General features: G+C 65.4%; 17 protein-coding genes and 1 pseudogene. 13 read left to right on the top strand and 5 right to left on the bottom strand.

Going from position 1 to position 15,184, the window contains the following annotated elements; translation table 11 throughout:
• Nucleotides 1-152 precede the first annotated feature (152 nt).
• Nucleotides 153-608: an Lrp/AsnC family transcriptional regulator gene (locus tag ACWHMB_RS05010; protein ID WP_293226686.1), complete on the top strand. Its 456-nt coding sequence runs from the start codon at nucleotides 153-155 to the stop codon at nucleotides 606-608.
• Between the two features lie 127 nt (nucleotides 609-735).
• On the opposite strand, the gene ACWHMB_RS05005 is transcribed toward ACWHMB_RS05010, so the two are convergent.
• The 5 genes from ACWHMB_RS05005 to ACWHMB_RS04985 all read right to left on the bottom strand — a co-directional run bounded on the left by ACWHMB_RS05005 (nucleotide 736) and on the right by ACWHMB_RS04985 (nucleotide 6,163).
• Nucleotides 736-1,467 (bottom strand): glutamine amidotransferase, encoded by a 732-nt coding sequence (locus ACWHMB_RS05005; protein WP_293226654.1) that lies wholly within the window; start codon nucleotides 1,465-1,467, stop codon nucleotides 736-738.
• A gap of 57 nt (nucleotides 1,468-1,524) precedes the next feature.
• Entirely contained in the window at nucleotides 1,525-2,319 is a 795-nt protein-coding gene (locus ACWHMB_RS05000; RefSeq protein ID WP_377482802.1) for an ABC transporter ATP-binding protein, read from the bottom strand.
• A gap of 15 nt (nucleotides 2,320-2,334) precedes the next feature.
• A complete protein-coding gene (locus ACWHMB_RS04995; protein ID WP_377482800.1) occupies nucleotides 2,335-3,243 on the bottom strand; it encodes an ABC transporter permease in 909 nt (302 codons plus the stop codon).
• A gap of 85 nt (nucleotides 3,244-3,328) precedes the next feature.
• Nucleotides 3,329-4,276 (bottom strand): ABC transporter substrate-binding protein, encoded by a 948-nt coding sequence (locus ACWHMB_RS04990; RefSeq protein ID WP_377482963.1) that lies wholly within the window; start codon nucleotides 4,274-4,276, stop codon nucleotides 3,329-3,331.
• A 186-nt stretch (nucleotides 4,277-4,462) separates the two neighbouring features.
• On the bottom strand, nucleotides 4,463-6,163 hold the full coding sequence (locus tag ACWHMB_RS04985; protein WP_377482798.1) for an electron transfer flavoprotein-ubiquinone oxidoreductase: 1,701 nt from the start codon (nucleotides 6,161-6,163) through the stop codon (nucleotides 4,463-4,465).
• Between the two features lie 133 nt (nucleotides 6,164-6,296).
• Between ACWHMB_RS04985 and ACWHMB_RS04980 the strand changes: the two genes are divergently transcribed.
• From ACWHMB_RS04980 to ACWHMB_RS04925, 12 genes and pseudogenes are all read left to right on the top strand, one after another.
• Entirely contained in the window at nucleotides 6,297-7,079 is a 783-nt protein-coding gene (locus ACWHMB_RS04980) for an SDR family oxidoreductase (protein WP_377482795.1), read from the top strand.
• Nucleotides 7,080-7,151: 72 nt separating this feature from the next.
• Nucleotides 7,152-7,586 carry an acyl-CoA thioesterase gene (locus tag ACWHMB_RS04975; RefSeq protein ID WP_377482793.1) on the top strand — a complete coding sequence of 145 codons (435 nt, stop codon included), beginning with the start codon at nucleotides 7,152-7,154 and terminating at the stop codon, nucleotides 7,584-7,586.
• A gap of 79 nt (nucleotides 7,587-7,665) precedes the next feature.
• Nucleotides 7,666-7,959 carry an antitoxin of toxin-antitoxin stability system gene (locus ACWHMB_RS04970; RefSeq protein ID WP_377482791.1) on the top strand — a complete coding sequence of 98 codons (294 nt, stop codon included), beginning with the start codon at nucleotides 7,666-7,668 and terminating at the stop codon, nucleotides 7,957-7,959.
• Nucleotides 7,956-8,231: a type II toxin-antitoxin system RelE/ParE family toxin gene (locus tag ACWHMB_RS04965; protein WP_377482789.1), complete on the top strand. Its 276-nt coding sequence runs from the start codon at nucleotides 7,956-7,958 to the stop codon at nucleotides 8,229-8,231. Before ACWHMB_RS04970 ends, ACWHMB_RS04965 begins: the two co-directional genes overlap by 4 nt.
• Nucleotides 8,232-8,250: 19 nt before the next feature.
• Nucleotides 8,251-8,367 (top strand): annotated as a pseudogene (locus ACWHMB_RS04960) (thymidylate synthase); the annotation flags it as partial.
• A gap of 195 nt (nucleotides 8,368-8,562) precedes the next feature.
• Nucleotides 8,563-9,228, top strand: coding sequence for a hypothetical protein (locus tag ACWHMB_RS04955; protein ID WP_377482787.1), 666 nt, complete (start codon nucleotides 8,563-8,565; stop codon nucleotides 9,226-9,228).
• 1 nt (nucleotide 9,229) lies between these two features.
• Complete coding sequence (locus tag ACWHMB_RS04950; protein WP_377482785.1) at nucleotides 9,230-10,189, top strand: hypothetical protein; 960 nt, start codon at nucleotides 9,230-9,232, stop codon at nucleotides 10,187-10,189.
• 24 nt (nucleotides 10,190-10,213) lie between these two features.
• Nucleotides 10,214-11,035 (top strand): thymidylate synthase, encoded by an 822-nt coding sequence (locus ACWHMB_RS04945; RefSeq protein WP_377482783.1) that lies wholly within the window; start codon nucleotides 10,214-10,216, stop codon nucleotides 11,033-11,035.
• Nucleotides 11,036-11,104: 69 nt separating this feature from the next.
• Entirely contained in the window at nucleotides 11,105-12,106 is a 1,002-nt protein-coding gene (locus ACWHMB_RS04940) for a thiamine pyrophosphate-dependent dehydrogenase E1 component subunit alpha (protein WP_377482781.1), read from the top strand.
• On the top strand, nucleotides 12,103-13,113 hold the full coding sequence (locus ACWHMB_RS04935) for an alpha-ketoacid dehydrogenase subunit beta (protein ID WP_377482779.1): 1,011 nt from the start codon (nucleotides 12,103-12,105) through the stop codon (nucleotides 13,111-13,113). The genes ACWHMB_RS04940 and ACWHMB_RS04935 overlap by 4 nt, the downstream gene beginning before the upstream one ends.
• The gene (locus ACWHMB_RS04930; RefSeq protein WP_377482776.1) at nucleotides 13,110-13,646 is read left to right on the top strand and encodes a dihydrofolate reductase; all 537 of its coding nucleotides are present in this window, start codon (nucleotides 13,110-13,112) and stop codon (nucleotides 13,644-13,646) included. The genes ACWHMB_RS04935 and ACWHMB_RS04930 overlap by 4 nt, the downstream gene beginning before the upstream one ends.
• Nucleotides 13,643-15,178, top strand: coding sequence for a class I adenylate-forming enzyme family protein (locus ACWHMB_RS04925; RefSeq protein ID WP_377482774.1), 1,536 nt, complete (start codon nucleotides 13,643-13,645; stop codon nucleotides 15,176-15,178). Before ACWHMB_RS04930 ends, ACWHMB_RS04925 begins: the two co-directional genes overlap by 4 nt.
• Nucleotides 15,179-15,184: the final 6 nt, after the last annotated feature.

Raw genomic sequence — 15,184 nt, 5'->3', positions numbered from 1 at the left:
GGGTCTTGCCATGTCGCGCGCTCCGGTAAGAGCGCCTTGATGGGAAGAAGTATCGGGCAGCCGGCGTGGATGGATTTGCTGAATTTCCACGAAAACCGTCGATTGACAGCATAATTTACTGTATATATAAAATTTGCGGAATAATATACCTCATGGATCGCCTGGACAGAAAAATTCTCTCGGTGCTGCAGCAGGACGCGCGCGCCAGCCTGCAAGACATCGGCGCCGCCGTCGGCCTGAGCCCCTCGCCCTGCTGGGCGCGCATCCGCAAGATGGAAGAAGCCGGCGTGATCGAGGGCTACACCGTGCGCCTGAACCCGCTGGCGCTGGGGCTGGCCGACACGGTGCTGGTCATGGTCACCCTCGACAGCCATTCCGACAACACGCTGGAGAAGTTCGGCGAGGTGCTGGCCAGCATCCCCGAGGTGGTCGAGGCGCACCTGGTCTCGGGCGAGTACGACTACCTGCTGCGCGTGGTGGTCAAGGACACGCGCGACTACGAACGCCTGCTGCGCGAGCGGCTCTACAAGATCAAGGGCATACGCCACAGCCAGTCGAGCTTCGTGCTGCGCACGCTGAAGAAGGCCGATCTGCCGCTGGGCGTATGACGCGGCAGCCGCCGTGGCCGGCGGCTCATTCCATTTCTAAATCACCCGTGTCGTTGTTGCTTCACCTTGTCGTGCTACAGCATTGCCTGCGGTTTTGCGCCTGGACACGAATGATTTGGAAACGGAATCAGGGGGAGGAGTGCGTCATTGTCTGCGACGGTTCGGCCTCGGCGGCGTCGAGCCAGCGCGTGAATACGGCCTGGCTGGCTGCGGGCAGGGCGTCCTGCAGGGCCTGGGCTGCATGGCGCAGGGTGCGTGGATCGATGCCGGCCTGGCCCAGTTCGCAGGCATGGCCGACCAGCCAGCGCTCCAACTCGCGCGGATCGGCCTCCAGGTGAAATTGCAGGCCCAGCACCCGGACGCCCAGCGCAAAGGCCTGATGGGGGCAGCTTTGCGTGCCGGCGAGCCTCTGCGTTCCGGCCGGTATGGCGAACTGGTCGCCATGCCAGTGCAGCACAGGGGTCTCTCCGAGCGCCGCGAGAGCGGAGTCCCGGCCGGCTTCGGTCAGCGTGAGCGGACCGAAGCCGATTTCCTTGTGGCCCATGGGCCGTACATCCGCGCCCAGCGCGCGTGCGATCAATTGGGCGCCCAGGCAGATGCCGATCAGCGGCCGGCCGCTGGCCAGGCGCGCGCGCACCAGAGACAGCTCATCGGCGAGGAAGGGGTACAGGGACTCGTCGAAGGCGCCTATGGGGCCGCCAAGCACCACGATCAGGTCGGCGGCCTGCAACGCCCGGTCGGTCAACTCGTCGCGCGTGGCATCGACGTAGTGAATACCGTAGCCGCGCGCGGCCAGCAGGGGCGCAAGCGTGCCCAGATCCTCGAAATCCAGATGGCGAATGGCGATGGCGGCTTTCATCGTTGGCTGTCCTCGGTGGAGTCTGGGGCAACAGCGCGCTGAAGTTGTTGACAGGGGTCAGCCCAGCAGCAGCGCGTCGTCCGCCAGCTTCTCGCCGCGCACCTTCTCGAACATGTGCAGCAGGTCGGGCACGTCCAGGCGCGCGCGCTCTTCGCCCGCCACGTCCAGCACCACCTGACCCTGGTGCAGCATGACGGTGCGCTGGCCCACGTCGAGTGCCTGGCGCATGCTGTGGGTGACCATCATGGTGGTGAGCTGGTTCTCGGCCACGATGCGGCGCGTGAGCTGCAGCACGAACTCGGCCGTGCGCGGGTCGAGCGCGGCGGTGTGCTCGTCCAGCAGCAGGATGCGCGAGGGCTGCAGTGCCGCCATCAGCAGGCTGACGGCCTGGCGCTGGCCGCCGGAGAGCAGGCCGATGCGGTCGGTGAGGCGGTTTTCCAGCCCCAGGCCCAGGGTGGCCAGGCGCTCGCGGTACATGGCGCGCTCGGCCTGCTTGACGGCGCCGCGCAGGCCGCGGCGCGTGCCGCGCTGGCGCGCCAGGGCCATGTTTTCCTCGATCGTCAGGTCCTCGCAGGTGCCGGCCATCGGGTCCTGGAACACGCGCGCCACGCGCTCGGCGCGCGCCCACACGGGCAGGCGGGTGACGTCCAGGCCGTCGATGGCGATGCGGCCCGAATCGACGCCCAGGTCGCCCGAAATGGCGTTCAGGAAGGTGGACTTGCCGGCGCCGTTGGAGCCGATGACGGTGACGAACTGGCCGGCCGGAATCTCCAGCGACATGCCGCGCAGCGCGCGCGTCTCGATCGGCGTGCCGGGGTTGAAGGTGATGTGCAGGTCTTGCGCGCTCAGCATGGCGTGGCTCCGGCCTTACAGGCTCTTGGGCGCGTCGGGCAGGCGCCGGTGCTGCAGCATGCGCTTGAGCTGCGGGATGACCAGCGCGATGGCGACCAGCACGGCGGTGACCAGGTTCAGGTCCTGCGCCTTCAGGCCGATGAAGTCGCTGTTGAGCGCCAGCGCGATGAAGAAGCGGTAGACGATGGCGCCGACGATGACGGCCAGCGTGGCGTAGACGATGCGCCGCGAGGGCATGATGGCCTCGCCCACGATCACCGCGGCCAGGCCGATGACGATGGTGCCGATGCCCATGGAGATGTCCGAGCCGCCCTGCGTCTGCGCGAACAGCGCGCCGGCCAGCCCGACCAGCGCGTTGGAAATGGCCATGCCCAGCAGCACCATGGCGCCGGTGTTGATGCCCTGCGCGCGCGCCATGCGGGCGTTGGAGCCGGTGGCGCGAATGGCCAGGCCGCGCTCGGTGGAGAAAAACCAGTCCATCGCCAGCTTGGCGACGATGACGATCAGCAGCATCAAGATCGGGCGCCACCAGTAGTCGGCCAGGCCCGCCGGCTGCAGCACGTTGAACACCGTGGGGTCGTTGATCAGCGGCACGTTGGGGCCGCCCATGATGCGCAGGTTGACCGAATACAGCGCGATCATCATCAGGATCGAGGCCAGCAGGTCCATGATCTTCAGGCGCACGTTCAGCCAGCCGGTGATGAGGCCGGCCAGCGCGCCCGCCAGCGTGGCGACCGCGGTGGCGGTGAAGGGGTCGGCGCCCTTGGAGATGAGCGTGGCGCACACCGCGCCGCCCAGCGGAAAGCTGCCGTCCACCGTCAGGTCGGGAAAGCGCAGCAGCCGAAACGACAGCAGCACGCCCAGCGCGACCAGGGCGAAGATCAGGCCGATTTCAACGGCGCCGAGCAGCGAGAACAGGGACATGATCGATGGGCCTGGCTAAAAAAAACGAGCCATGATGACATGGCTCTCGAACATCACGAGGCGCGGTTGCCCGCGCCCTCGCGCTTTACTTGACGACCTGCGCCGCCGACTGGATCAGCGCGTCGGACAGCTTGACGCCCTGCTTCTCGGCCGCGCCGGGGTTGACGTACAGCTCCAGCTTGCTGCTGGTCTCGGGCTTGATGTCGCCGGGCTTCTCGCCCTTGAGGATGCGCACCACCATGCGCCCGGTCTGCTCGCCCAGGTCGCGGTAGTTGATGCCCAGCGCCGCGATGGCGCCGCGCTTGACGCTGTCGGTGTCCGAGGCCACCAGCGGAATCTTGGCGTCCTGGCCGACCTTGACCAGCGACTCGTAGGCCGACACCACGTTGTTGTCGGTGTTGGTGTAGATCACGTCCACCTTGCCCACCAGGCTGCGCGCGGCGCTGCTGACGTCGACCGAGCGCGGGGCCGAGGCCTCGACCAGGCTCATGCCGCGCTTGGCCAGCAGGTCCTTCATTTCCTTGACCACCACCACCGAGTTGGCCTCGCCGGGGCTGTAGACCATGCCCACGCGCTTGGCGCCGGGCACCACCTGCCTGATCAGGTCGATCTGCTTGTCCAGCTGCAGCAGGTCGGACACACCGGTGACGTTGGTGTGCGAGGGCTCCCAGCTGGGCACCAGCTTGGCGGCCACCGGGTCGGTCACGGCCGAGAACACGATCGGCACCGTCTTGGTCGCCGCCACCGCGGCCTGCGCCGTGGGCGTGGCGATGCCGACGATGGCGTCCGGGTTGTCGCCGACGAACTTGCGCGCGATCTGCGCCGCCGTGCCGGTGTTGCCCTGCGCGCTCTGGTACTGCCACTTCAGGTTCTTGCCCGACTCGTAGCCGGCGTCCTTCAGCGCGGCCTGCACGCCGTCGCGCACGGCGTCCAGCGCCGGGTGCTCGACGATGGCCAGCACCGCCACCGACTTTTCCTGCGCGCTGGCCGGAGTCATCGCCGCCATGGCCAGTGCCACGGCACCCAAGGGCATCCACGCCCACTTTGTCAACTGCTTCACCGGCGAACCTCTTTGCATGTGTAAGGATGGAATGGGCCGGCCGCGCCACCCTGTCGGGCGCGCGGCCGGTAGGGCAAGTCTACGCCAGATCGCGCGCCGCCGTTTTCAAGCCAAATCGGCCTCTGGCGCAGATACAACAAGCGCCGGAAGCTATCATTTTTACATTTCCGAATAGTTGGGCCCGCCGCCGCCCTCGGGCGTGACCCAGACGATGTTCTGCGTCGGGTCCTTGATGTCGCAGGTCTTGCAGTGCACGCAGTTCTGCGCGTTGATCTGCAGGCGCATGGCGCCGCCACCCTGCGCCTCGTCGGGCACGAACTCGTATACCCCCGCCGGGCAATAGCGCCCCTCGGGGCCGGCGTATTGCGGCAGGTTGATGCGCACCGGCACCGTGGCGTCCTTCAGCGTCAGGTGGGCGGGCTGGTTTTCTTCGTGGTTGGTGTTGCTGATGAACACGCTGGACAGGCGGTCGAAGGTCAGCTGGCCGTCGGGCCTGGGGTAGTCGATGGGCTTGAACTGGCTGGCGGGCTTCAGCTGCACGTGGTCGGGCTGCTTGCGATGCAGCGTCCAGGGCATGTGGCCGCGCAGCGCGTACTGCTCGAAGCCGTTCATCACCGTGCCGACCGTCAGGCCCTTCTTGAACCAGTTCTTGAAGTTGCGGTCCTTGTTGAGTTCGCGCGCCAGCCAGCTGGCCTCGAAGGCCTCGGGGTAGGCCGTCAGCTCGTCGCCCTGGCGGCCGGCCAGCACGGCATCCACCGCGGCCTCGCCGGCCAGCGCGCCGGTCTTCATCGCCGCGTGGCTGCCCTTGATGCGGCCAACGTTGAGGTAGCCCGCGTCGCAGCCCACCAGCGCGCCACCGGGGAACACCGTCTTGGGCAGCGCCAGCACGCCGCCGGCGGTGATGGCGCGCGCGCCGTAGGACAGGCGCTTGGCATTGACCTTGCCCGCGTTGTCGGTGAAGTACCACTTGATGCGTGGATGCGTCTTCCAGCGCTGGAACTCCTCGAACGGGCTGAGGTAGGGGTTGGCGTAGTTCAGGCCGACCACGTAGCCGCAATAGACCTTGTTGTCCTCGGCGTGATACATGAAGGCGCCGCCGTAGGTGAACTCGTCCATCGGCCAGCCGGCGGTGTGCATCACGAAGCCGGGCGTGTGGCGGCTGGGGTCGACCTCCCAGATTTCCTTGATGCCGATGGCGTAGCTTTGCGGGTCGCTGTGCTCGTCGAGCTTGTAGCGCGCGATCAGCTGCTTGCCCAGGTGCCCGCGCGAGCCTTCGGAAAAAATCGTGTACTTGCCGTGCAACTCCATGCCGAGCTGAAAGTGGTCGGTCGGCTCGCCGTCCTTGCCGATCCCCATGTTGCCCGTGGCCACGCCCTTGACGCTGCCGTCCTCGTTGAACAGCAGCTCGGCGGCCGGAAAGCCGGGGAAGATCTCCACGCCCAATTCTTCGGCCTGCGCGGCCAGCCAGCGCACCACCTTGCCCAGGCTGGCGATGTAGTTGCCGTGGTTGTTGGCAAAAGGCGGCAGGAACATGTTGGGCACGCGCGTGCCGCCGGTTTCGTTCAAAAAGACGTAGGCGTCCTCGGTCACCGGCTGGTTCAGGGGCGCGCCCTTTTCCTTCCAGTCGGGGATCAGCTCGGTCAGCGCCTTGGGGTCGATCACGGCGCCCGACAGGATGTGGGCGCCGGGCTCGGAGCCCTTTTCGAGCACCACCACCGACACGTCCTGGCCCATTTCGGCCGCGCGCTGCTTGATGCGGATGGCGGCGGACAGACCGGCCGGGCCGGCGCCGACGACGACCACGTCGTACTCCATGGACTCGCGGGGGCCGAACTTCTGGATGATTTCCTCAGGGGTCATGGGCATGGAAGACTCGCGTTTGAAATAATGGAAACCCGGGGGCCGGCCGAAGCGCCCAGCGCGCGCCGGCCCATCCATCGATTCTATGCATCGCCGCGGGCGCCTCGAACGCCCCGGTTTCGGAGCCAGGCTCATGAGCTATCACATCGACCTGTCGGGCCGCGTGGCCCTTGTCACCGGCGCCTCCAGCGGGCTGGGCGCGCAGTTCGCGCGCACCCTGGCGCGCGCCGGCGCCGGCGTGGTGCTGGCCAGCCGGCGGCTGGATCAGCTCAAGAACCTGCGCGCGCGCATCGAGGGCGACGGCGGCGACGCCCACGTGGTGGAGTGCGACGTGACCGACGTGCAGTCCATCAAGGCCGCCGTGGCGCATGCCGAGACCGAGATGGGCTCGATCGACATCCTGGTCAACAACTCGGGCGTGTCCACCACCCAGCGCCTGCAGGACGTGAGCGAGGACGACTACGACCACGTCTTCCACACCAACGTGCGCGGCGCCTTCTTCGTCGCGCAGGAGGTGGGCAAGCGCATGCTGGCGCGCGCCCAGGGTGCGGCGCCGGGCAGCTTCACCGGCGGGCGCATCATCAACATCGCCAGCATGGCCGGGCTGAAGGTGCTGCCCAAGATCGGCGTGTACTGCATGAGCAAGGCGGCCGTGATCCAGATGACCAAGGCGATGGCGCTGGAATGGGGGCGCCACGGCATCAACGTCAACGCCATCTGCCCCGGCTACATCGACACCGAGCTGAACCGCCACCACTGGCAGACCGAGGCCGGCCGCAAGCTGATCGGCATGCTGCCGCGCCGCCGCGTGGGCACGCCCGCCGACCTGGACGCGGTGCTGATGATGCTGGCCTCGGACGAGAGCCACTTCGTCAACGGCGCCATCATCAGCGCCGACGACGGCTTTGCGGTCTGATGCGGCGCCAGCGCCCGTCCAGCAAGCGCCGACAGCAATCATTTCAATAGCATCGTCCAACAACAAGCCCTGATGAAGATCGACCTCCCCGAACAGAAAAAGCTCGTCCACGAGATGCTCATCCCCATCCGCTGGGGCGACATGGACGCCATGGGCCACATCAACAACACGGTCTACTTCCGCTACATGGAGACGGCGCGCATCGAATGGGTCAACGCCATGGGCCTGGCGCCGCGGCCCGGCGGCGAGGCCATCGTCATCGTCAACGCCTTCTGCAACTTCATCCGCCAGTTCGAATACCCCGGCGAGGTGCGCATCAAGACCTTCGCCAGTAACCCCGGCCGCAGCTCCTTCGACACCTGGGCGACGATGGAGCGCACCGACGACCCCGGCACCGTGTACGCCAGCGGCGGCGCCACCATCGTGTGGGTCGACATGGCGGCGCACAAGTCCGCACCCCTGCCCGACTGGCTGCGGCGGGCCGTCGAGCCGGCGCCGGCGGGCTGAAGGGCACGCCTGCCGCCGTCTCGGATCGAAGTACCAACAACGTCTATACTTCGTCCATATATCCTCAAAAGAGCCGCCCATGTCCAAGGAAGCCATGTTCACGATGAAGCTCGAAGCCGAGCTGCGCGACGCCTTCATGGCCGAGGCCCAGGCCAGCCACCGGCCCGCGTCGCAAATCTTGCGCGAACTGATGCGCGACTTCATTCAACACCAGCGCGACGCACGCGGCTACGACGCCTTCCTGCAGGCCAAGGTCGGTCGGGCGCGTCAGCAGGTCGAGGCGGGTGATTACGCCAGCGCGGACGAGGTCGAGACCCGCTTTGCCGCCCGCCGCGCCGCATCGCTGGCCAAGGCCGACCGCGTCGATTCGTGAAGGTCTTCTGGACCGCGGGCGCCGAGCAGGATCGCGCCCGCATCTTCGAGTTCATCGGCCAGGACAACCCGCTCGCCGCCATCCGGATGGACGAGCTGTTCGCGGCGACGGCCGGCCGTCTGGCGCAACACCCGCTGCTGGGCCGCACGGGCCAGGTCCCGGGTACGCGCGAGCTGGTCGCCCATGAAAGCTATCGGCTGGTGTACGAGCTACACGACGACGCCGTCTGGCTGCTGGCCCTGGTGCATACGCGACGGCAATGGCCACCCTGATGGGTGAAAATCAGCCGCCATGACGGCCGCATCCATCCCCCACCCCTACGAAGACCTGATGCGCCACGTGCAGGCGCACGGCGTGTTCAACATGGATCGAACGGGAACGGGCACCAAGAGCGTGATCGGGCACCAAAGTGCATCGGCCAACGCAATGGGATGCCGCGCACAAGAACCAAGAAAAAGACCTTTGAATGCATCCGCTTCGGGCAGCCACGCTCTCTGCAACGCACTTACTTCGCATGCATGGTCGCATAGGCTGGGAGGCCTCCGCGCCGAAATCCAAGGCGATTGATCGGCAGGCGTTTTAAAATTTTCAGAGTTGCGCTGCATGACCGAAGAAATTTCAGCTGATAAACCTGATAAACAAGACGCAGGCGGGTTGACGTTGGCGCAGTTTCTGACTGACATTTGGCTATTTCTCAATAGAGACATAAGGACCTTTCTCCCAAAGTCCAAGAAAGATATTCCGGCAATCGAACATAAGACAGATGAGCCCATCGCATCACTCGTTGATCCAGATCGCCTGTCTTCCTTCATATTCCAACGAAAAATTCTGGACTGGCGTGATCATGCGCATGCCAATATCACACGAACGGGAAGAGAACTGCAACACCAACTGGATGATCTTGTCAATCAAAAATTATCCAAAATCGGATTGTTTGACCAATTTTTTCCGGATTTGGCGAGGGACGTTCTTCAAAATGAACTTCGTCACGCCGTTGGTGAAATTTATAAAGAGTCAAAAAATATCGAATATGATATCAATGAAATTAATACAACGAGAGACAGCAGCATAATTCAACGCCTCTACATTGATCCAGCACATCATAAACTAGCGTTTGATTTGCAAATTAATTTTGTTCCGAGCGAGCAAGAAACAATTCTCAATACGATCGACAAATCCTTAAATGGATCAGAGGGAATTGTCACAAATATACGAGATCAAATCACCAAAATTGCAACCCAACTCATTTTGACAGAAAACGAGGCTTGATGTGATTCCTTTCGAGATTCCCGCCCAGTTTCTTGGGCAACATCAAATGGGTGATTTGGTTCGTTTTGGCGCAATACTGAAGGACGCTGCCACCGGCAAAATTGTTGGTCACGTCCAAGAAACGGGTCTCGCTCAATCCATCTTGTCGTCTGTCATGTCCGGGGGACCCAATCCAGTTTCGTTGGTGAGCAATGTACTCAACGCTGGAACCGGGGTCTACACCGCCATTCAGGTTGCGGGGTTAAAATCCATGTTGTCAGAGGTTCAATCCATGCTGGAAACCATGAAGACCCTGCAAATAATGACAATGGGTGTTTCGCTTGTTGGCATTGGCATCAGTGTAGCTGGATTTTTATATACGCGAAAAAGATTCAACGAGCTAGATAGCAAAATCGACCAACTGATGAATAAAATTGATGCTGGATTTGATAGTCAAACCAAATCTCATCTGAGGACACATATGTCGTCCACTAGAAGCCTCATTGAACGGGCATCACATGCACAAGCTCTGTCCAACCCGACAATTGAGTATCAGAACATCTCATCTGCTCTTGCCGACCAAGCCAGTTTCTTCGAAGGAGAAATTTCTTTCACCATCTCGACGCAAAAACCGATTGACCTGGAAGCATTTTTGCAACTTGCACAAACCCTCTTGCTTTGCAACAGCGTTCGCGTTGATTGCCAGATACGATCCAATGAATTGACGCATGCCCTGAGGATTTCTGAATCGATCGGTGAAAAATATAATCATTTATTCAATTCATTGACACCTACATCATTTAATCGAAACGTTGACGATGGATTGAACACTGTCCAGCTTCTTCGAGATGCCACCGACACAGCCATCGGAAGGCCGTATTTGATTGATTATTTGAGAGTAAAAAAAATCGATGGTAGAAAATATATTGATGCCATTGAACGTGAAAAAGAAAATTCTCTTCTTTTGCTCCGAACAAATTGACTCGCTTCCAGTGGATCGACCGAATTGAACGATATACCCACTCCGTCAGCGCAGCACCCCTACGAAGACTTCATGCGCCACGTGCACGAGCACGGGGTGTTCAAGGCCGACCGCACGGGCACGGGCACCACCAGCGTGTTCGGCCACCAGATGCGTTTTGACTTGTCCGCCGGCTTTCCGCTGGTGACCACCAAGAAGGTGCACCTGAAAAGCATCATCTACGAGTTGCTGTGGTTTCTGCGCGGCGACGGCAACGCGCGCTGGCTGCAGGAGCGCGGCGTGACGATCTGGGACGAGTGGGCCAAGCCCGACGGTGACCTGGGCCCCGTGTACGGCGTGCAGTGGCGCAGTTGGCCGACGCCCGACGGCGGCCACATCGACCAGATCGCGCAGGTGGTGCAGCAGCTCAAAAGCAACCCCGACTCGCGCCGCATCATCGTGAGCGCCTGGAACGTGGCAGACCTGCCCAAGATGGCGCTGATGCCCTGCCACGCCTTCTTCCAGTTCTACGTCGCCGATGGCAAGCTGAGTTGCCAGCTGTACCAGCGCAGCGCCGACATCTTTCTGGGCGTGCCCTTCAACATCGCCAGCTACGCGCTGCTGACCCACATGCTGGCGCAGCAGTGCGAGTTGCAGGTGGGCGATTTCATCTGGACCGGCGGCGACTGCCACATCTACGCGAACCACGAAGCGCAGGTGAAGGAGCAGCTGAGCCGCGCGCCCTTCCCCTACCCGACGCTGCACATCAAGCGCCGTCCGCCGTCGATCTTCGACTACGAGTACGAGGACTTCGAGGTGCTGAACTACCGGCACCACCCGGCCATCAAGGCGCCGGTGGCGGTGTGAATTTTGATCGAATCGACCTGCTGCGCTTGTCCAACAAGCGCGAGAAGCTATCAACATTGAAGCAACCGAATGACCGACCTGCTCTCCCTCTACCGCACCATGGTGCGCATCCGCGCCTTCGAGGACGCGGCCGAAGTCGCCAGCCAGGGTGGCGTCGCCGCCTGGGGCAAAGAGGCCTCCAGCACGCCCGCCCTGGTGCGCGGCCCGCTGCACCTGTCGACCGGGCAGGAGGCGGTGGCCGCCGGCGTGTGCGCGCACCTGACGCCCGCCGACCTGCTGACCAGCACCCACCGCGGCCACGGCCACACGCTGGCCAAGGGGGCCGACCCGACCCGGATGATGTGCGAGCTGTTCGGCCGCGCCAGCGGCTACAACGGCGGCAAGGGCGGCTCGATGCACATCGCCGACTTCTCGGTCGGCATGCTGGGCGCCAACGGCGTGGTGGCGGCCGGCCTGCCGATCGCCGTGGGCGCGGCGCAGGGCCTGAAGATTCGCGGCCAGGACGCGATCGCCGTCTGCTTCTTCGGCGACGGTGCCATCAACCGCGGGCCGTTCATGGAGGCGCTGAACTGGGCCGTGGTCTATCACCTGCCGGTGCTCTTCGTGTGCGAGGACAACCGCATCAGCGCCACCACCGCCAGCGCGCCGATGACGGCCGGCCCCGGCGCCAGCGCGCGCGCCGCCGCCATGGGCATCGCGGCGCTGCAGGTCGATGGCACCGACGTGCAGGCCGTCAGTGAAGCCGCGGCCGAGCTGATCCGCGAGATCCGCGCCGGCAGCGGCCCGCGCCTGCTGCACGCGCTGACGGATCGGCACAAGGGCCATGTCTCGGTGGATCCGGGTCTGTACCGCGACCCGGACGCCGTGGCCGCCGCCCTGGCCCGCGACGGCCTGGCGCGCACGCGCGCGCGCCTGGTCGATCAAGGCCACGCCGCGCAGGTCGAACAAATCGAGCGCGCGGCCCAAGCCGAGATCGACGCCGCCGTGGCCACCGCCACCGCCGCGCCCTTGCCGGACAAAAGCGCGGCCTATACCGATATTCAGAACGTGGGAGAGGGAGTGTGGGCATGAGCGCCGTGCAAATGACTTACGCGCAGGCCGCGGCGCTGGCGCTGTCGCAAGCGATGGAACAGAACCCGCACGTCGTCGCCCTGGGCGAAGACCTGGGCCGCGGCGGCGTGTTCGGCCAGTACCGCGATGCCGAGGGCGCGCCCCTGGTGCAGCGCTTCGGGCCGGATCGCATCATCGACACGCCGATTTCCGAATCAACCATCGTCGGCGCCGCCGTCGGCATGGCGCTGGCCGGCTGCACGCCGGTGGTCGAGCTGCGCGTGGTGGACTTCGCCCTGTGCGCCATCGACGAGGTGGTCAACCAGGCCGCCAAGAACCGCTACATGTTCGGCGGCCAGGGCCGCGTGCCGATGGTGCTGCGCATGCCGATCGGCATCTGGTCGGCCTCGGCCGCGCAGCACAGCCAGTCGCTGGAAGCCTGGTTCGCCCACATCCCCGGCCTGGTCGTCGTCGCGCCCGCCACGGCGGCCGACAACCACGGCCTGCTGCTGGCCGCGCTGGCCTCGGGCGACCCGGTGGTCTACATGGAGCACAAGGAGCTGTGGGCCGTGCCGGGCGAAGTGGTGCCGGGCGAAGTGGTGCCCTTGGGCAAGGCCCGCATCGCGCGCGAAGGGCGTGACGTGACCATCGTGTCGTGGTCGCGCCAAATGACGGCGTGCCAGGACGCCGCCGAACAACTTGCCGCGCAGGGCGTGCAGGTCGAGCTGATCGACCTGCGCACCCTCTGGCCCTGGGACAAGGCCGCGGTGTTGGCCAGTGTGGCCAAGACCGGCCGCCTGCTGGTGGTGCACGAGGCGATCCGCGCCGCCGGCTTCGGCGCCGAGATCGCCGCCACGGTGGCCGAGGAAACCGGCGCCACGAACTCGAAGGCGCACAGCGCAAGCGCTGTGCGCGTGGCCCGCCTCGGCGCGCCGCGCATCCCCGTCGGCTACGCGCCCACGCTGGAGGCCGAGGCGCGCGTCAGTGCCGCGCACATCGTCGCCGCGGCGCACAAGCTGGTCACATGACGCGCCCGCGCATCGGCCTGATCTGGGCGCAGGCGCGCGGCGGCGTCATCGGCAAGGACGGCGTGATGCCCTGGCACCTGCCCGAAGACCTGGCGCACTTCAAGCGCGTCACGCAGGGCCACCCGGTCATCATGGGGCGCAAGACCTGGGACTCGATCCCGCCACGCTTTCGCCCCCTGCCCGGGCGGCGCAACATCGTCCTCACGCGCCAGGCCAATTTGAATGAAACAGGCTTTGAGCCGGCGTCCAGTCTGCGCGAAGCGCTACAACTTTGCGAGAACTCGGCACAAGTCTGGATCATCGGCGGCGCGCAAATCTACGCCCAGGCGCTGCCGCTGGCCGACGAGCTGGTGGTGACCGAGATCGACGCCGACATCCCGGGCGACGCCTTCGCGCCCGCCATCGGCGCCGACTGGCGCGAGTTGGCACGCGAGCCATTCGCCTCCAGCACCGGGCTGCGCGGCGCCTTCGTCACCTGGCGGCGCGCGACCGCACCATCACCTGAACGCCCCGACCGGCCGACCGAGTCATGACCGCCTCCGACCCCGCCTTTCACGCCCTGCCCGACCTGATCGCCGAGCACGCACGCCAGCGCCCCGAGCACCCCGCCCTGCGCTGCGGGGACGAAACCCTCAGCTACGCCGAGCTCGACGCGCTGATGGACCGCATCGCCGCCGCATTGCAACGCGATGGCGTGCAGCCCGGCCAGTGCATCGCCGTCTGCGCCAGCCCTTCGGTGCGCTACGCGGCGCTGTTCATGGGCGCGCTGCGCGCCGGCGTGGCGGTGGCGCCGCTGGCGCCTTCGGCCACCGCCGAGGCCTTGGCCTCGATGCTGCGCGACGCCGGTGCGCGCCTCCTGTTCGTCGACACCGACGCCGCGCTGCGCCTGCCCGCGCCAGAGCCGGCGCTGCCGCGCATCGCGTTGGACGGCGCCGCCGCCGGCCGGGCCTTTGGGGACTGGCTGGCGCCCGCCGGCACGCGCCCGCAGCCCGTGGCCATCACGCCCGAGACGCCCTTCAACATCATCTATTCCAGCGGCACCACCGGCACACCCAAGGGCATCGTGCAGTCGCATGGCATGCGCTGGGCGCACATCCGCCGCGGCGCCACCTACGACTACGGCCCGCACGGCACCACGCTGCTGGCCACGCCGCTGTACTCCAACACCACGCTGGTGGTGTTCGTGCCCACGCTGGCCTACGGCGGCTGCGCGGTGCTGATGCCCAAATTCGACGCCCTGCACTACCTGCAGCTGGCCGAGCAATATCACGTCACGCACACCATGCTGGTGCCGGTGCAATACCAGCGCATCATGGCGCTGCCGCAGTTCGGGCAGTTCGATCTGAGCGCGTTTCGCAACAAGTTCTGCACCAGCGCGCCGTTTCGCGCCGATCTGAAGGCCGACGTGCTGGCGCGCTGGCCAGGCGGCCTGACCGAGTTCTACGGCATGACCGAGGGCGGCGGCACCTGCATCCTCGACGCCCACCGTCACCCCGACAAGCTGCACACCGTGGGCCAGCCGGCCGTGGGCAGCGACATCCGCCTGATCGACGAGGCCGGGCACGAGCTGCCGGCTGGCGAGGCGGGCGAGGTGGTGGGCCACTCGGCCGGCATGATGACCGGCTATCACGGCCAGCCCGAGAAGACGCGCGAGGCCGAGTGGTTCGACGCCACCGGCAAGCGCTTCATCCGCACCGGCGACGTCGGGCGCTTCGACGCCGACGGCTTTCTGACCCTGATCGACCGCCGCAAGGACATGATCATCAGCGGCGGCTTCAACATCTACCCCAGCGACCTGGAAGCGTTGCTGCGCCAGCACCCCGCCGTGCACGACGTGGCCGTGGTCGGCGTGCCCAGCGCGCAGTGGGGCGAAACGCCGGTGGCCTATGTCGTCGCCAACGCCGGCGCCGGCGCGACGGCCGCCGAGCTGAAGGACTGGGCCAACCAGCGCGTCGGCAAGACCCAGCGCCTGGCCGACCTGCGCCTGGTGGCCGAGCTGCCGCGCAGCGCCATCGGCAAGGTGCTCAAGCGCGAGCTGCGCGAGGCCTACGGCGCCGCGCGCTGAGCGTCA

This window comes from Ottowia pentelensis (assembly GCF_964341695.1).
This window is presented reverse-complemented; position numbering and strand designations above follow the sequence as displayed.

Coding starts and splice junctions, on each gene's coding strand:
- ACWHMB_RS05010 (WP_293226686.1), top strand. CDS start 153: ATGGATCGCCTGGACAGAAAAATTCTCTCGGTGCTGCAGCAGGACGCG.
- ACWHMB_RS05005 (WP_293226654.1), bottom strand. CDS start 1,467: ATGAAAGCCGCCATCGCCATTCGCCATCTGGATTTCGAGGATCTGGGC.
- ACWHMB_RS05000 (WP_377482802.1), bottom strand. CDS start 2,319: ATGCTGAGCGCGCAAGACCTGCACATCACCTTCAACCCCGGCACGCCG.
- ACWHMB_RS04995 (WP_377482800.1), bottom strand. CDS start 3,243: ATGTCCCTGTTCTCGCTGCTCGGCGCCGTTGAAATCGGCCTGATCTTC.
- ACWHMB_RS04990 (WP_377482963.1), bottom strand. CDS start 4,276: ATGCCCTTGGGTGCCGTGGCACTGGCCATGGCGGCGATGACTCCGGCC.
- ACWHMB_RS04985 (WP_377482798.1), bottom strand. CDS start 6,163: ATGACCCCTGAGGAAATCATCCAGAAGTTCGGCCCCCGCGAGTCCATG.
- ACWHMB_RS04980 (WP_377482795.1), top strand. CDS start 6,297: ATGAGCTATCACATCGACCTGTCGGGCCGCGTGGCCCTTGTCACCGGC.
- ACWHMB_RS04975 (WP_377482793.1), top strand. CDS start 7,152: ATGAAGATCGACCTCCCCGAACAGAAAAAGCTCGTCCACGAGATGCTC.
- ACWHMB_RS04970 (WP_377482791.1), top strand. CDS start 7,666: ATGTCCAAGGAAGCCATGTTCACGATGAAGCTCGAAGCCGAGCTGCGC.
- ACWHMB_RS04955 (WP_377482787.1), top strand. CDS start 8,563: ATGACCGAAGAAATTTCAGCTGATAAACCTGATAAACAAGACGCAGGC.
- ACWHMB_RS04940 (WP_377482781.1), top strand. CDS start 11,105: ATGACCGACCTGCTCTCCCTCTACCGCACCATGGTGCGCATCCGCGCC.
- ACWHMB_RS04935 (WP_377482779.1), top strand. CDS start 12,103: ATGAGCGCCGTGCAAATGACTTACGCGCAGGCCGCGGCGCTGGCGCTG.
- ACWHMB_RS04930 (WP_377482776.1), top strand. CDS start 13,110: ATGACGCGCCCGCGCATCGGCCTGATCTGGGCGCAGGCGCGCGGCGGC.
- ACWHMB_RS04925 (WP_377482774.1), top strand. CDS start 13,643: ATGACCGCCTCCGACCCCGCCTTTCACGCCCTGCCCGACCTGATCGCC.